Origin of the sequence: Pseudomonas sp. 22072 (genome assembly GCF_052046095.1) — a bacterium.
Taxonomy (GTDB): domain Bacteria; phylum Pseudomonadota; class Gammaproteobacteria; order Pseudomonadales; family Pseudomonadaceae; genus Aquipseudomonas; species Aquipseudomonas paracarnis.
In genome coordinates this window covers 1-2,790 of sequence record NZ_JBQEQE010000029.1, presented here as the reverse complement: position 1 = coordinate 2,790, position 2,790 = coordinate 1, and the positions used below count along the sequence as shown (strand labels likewise).

General features: G+C 57.6%; 1 protein-coding gene. It reads left to right on the top strand.

All coding sequences use genetic code 11. The annotated features are described in order from the left end of the window. Window positions 1-2,790, top strand: a 2,790-nt coding sequence (locus tag ACTJLA_RS23030) for an immunoglobulin-like domain-containing protein (RefSeq protein ID WP_440842217.1), incomplete at both ends; no start/stop codon positions are given.

Here is a 2,790-nt window from a genome sequence, read left to right as displayed (position 1 = left end):
ATTCGATCGACACCACCACGGTCACCCTGACCGCGGGTTCGACCGTGACCGAAGGCGGCCAGATCACCTACACCGCCACCCTGACCAACCCAGCGCAGACCCCGGTGAACGTCACCTTGAGCAATGGCTCGGTGATCACCATCAAGGCGGGCGAATCGACGGGTACCGTTGTGGTCGATACACCGGCCAACGACGTTTACAACAATGGCTCTACCGTCAGCACCACCATCACGGGCGCAACGGGCGGTAACTTCGAGAACCTGGTACCGAATACCACGCCAGCGGTCACCACCATTACCGATTCGATCGACACCACCACGGTCACCCTGACCGCTGGTTCGACCGTGACCGAAGGCGGTCAGATCACCTACACCGCCACCTTGACCAACCCGGCGCAGACGCCTGTGAATGTCACCTTGAGCAATGGCTCGGTGATCACCATCAAGGCCGGTGAGTCGACAGGCAGCGTTGTCGTTGATACGCCAGCTAATGACGTCTACGTCAACGGCAGCACCGTCAGTACGACGATTACGGGCGCGACTGGCGGCAATTTCGAGAGCCTGGTGCCGAGCACCACGCCAGCGGTTACCACCATTACCGATTCGATCGACACCACCACTGTGACGCTGACAGCCCCAACCGAGGCGAACGAAGGTGGTCAGGTGACGTATACCGCCACGCTTTCCAATAAAGCGGGCACTGATGTCACGTTGAAGTTGGACAACGGCTCAAGCATCACCATCAAAGCTGGCGAAACCGTTGGCACCGTGACCGTGCCCGCCCCTACCGATGACGTGTTCATCGACAAGAGCACCCAAACGGTCAAGATCACCGAAACCACCGGCGGCAACTTCGAAAAACTGGAAGTTGCAGGCAGCGGCGCAACCACCACGATCAACGACACCACCGACAAAGTCGATGTGGTCCTGACCGCTACCACCACCGTTGGCGAAGGCGGCAATATCGTCTACACCGCTAGCCTTGTGGATAAGAACGGCGCGCCGGTGACTAACATCACTAACCCGTTGACCGTCACTTTGGATAACGGTCAGACCATTACTATCGGTGTTAACCAATCCAGCGGCACCGTTACCACCGTGGCGCCAGACGATATTTATAAAGGCGATCAGACCGTCACCGCTGCTATCAAGGGTGTGACCGGCGGCGAGCATTTTGAAAATCTGGTTCCAGGTACTACCCCAGTTAACACGACCGTTACCGATACACCGGGCACCGATAACACCACTACCGTGACACTGACGGCTCCGACCGAGGCGAATGAGGGTGGCGAGATCACTTACACCGCCACGCTTTCCAACAAAGCGGGCACTGACGTCACGCTGAAGTTGGATAACGGCTCAAGCATCACCATCAAAGCTGGCGAAACCGTTGGCACCGTGACCGTCCCTGCGCCTACCGATGACGTGTTCATCGACAAGAGCACGCAGACCGTTCAGATCACCGAGGCCACTGGCGGCAACTTCGAAAAACTCGAAGTGGCAGGCAACGGCGCGACCACCACGATCAACGACACCATCGACAAGGTCGATGTAGTTCTGACGGCCACTACCACTGTCGGCGAAGGCGGCAACATCGTCTACACCGCCAGCCTTGTGGATAAAAACGGCGCACCGGTGACTAACATCACTAACCCGCTGACCGTGACCTTGGATAACGGCAAGACAATCACCATCGGTGTGAACCAGTCGAGTGGCTCTGTCACCACTATCGCGCCGGATGACGTTTATAAAGGCGACCAGACCGTCACTACCGCTATCAAAGGCGTCACTGGTGGCGAGCACTTTGAAAACTTGGTCCCTGGCACGACGGCAGTGAACACCACTGTCACCGACACCCCCGGTACCGACAACACAACGACTGTCATCCTGACTGCGCCAAATGCAGTTAACGAAGGTGGCCAGATCACGTACACCGCGACCTTGAGCAACAAGGCCGGCACCGACGTCACGCTGAAACTCGACAACGGCTCAAGCATCACCATCAAGGCTGGCGAAACCGTAGGCACCGTCACTGTCCCTGCGCCTACCGATGACGTGTTCATCGACAAGAGCACGCAGACCGTCAAGATCACCGAGACCACTGGCGGCAACTTCGAGAAGTTAGAAGTCGCAGGCAACGGCGCGACCACCACGATCAACGACACCATCGACAAAGTCGATGTGGTCCTGACCGCCACCACCACCGTCGGTGAAGGCGGCAATATCGTCTACACCGCCAGCCTTGTGGATAAAAACGGCGCGCCGGTGACCAACATCACCAACCCGCTGACCGTTACCTTGGACAACGGTAAAACCATCACCATCGGCGTAAACCAATCGAGCGGTAGCGTTTCGGTTGTTGCTCCTGATGATGTGTACAAGGGCGACCAAACCGTCACCACCGCCATCAAAGGCGTGACCGGCGGCGAGCACTTCGAAAATCTGGTTCCAGGTACTACCCCGGTTAACACCACCGTTACTGATACACCGGGCACCGATAACACCACTACCGTAACGCTGACAGCTCCGACCGAGGCGAATGAGGGTGGCCAGATCACTTATACCGCCACGCTTTCCAACAAAGCGGGCACTGACGTCACGCTGAAGTTGGACAACGGCTCGTCGATCACCATCAAGGCTGGCGAAACTGTTGGCACCGTCACTGTCCCTGCGCCTACCGATGACGTGTTTATCGATAAGAGCACCCAGACCGTTAAGATCGCCGAGACCACCGGCGGCAATTTCGAAAAACTCGAAGTGGCAGGCGACGGCGCAACCACCACCATCAATG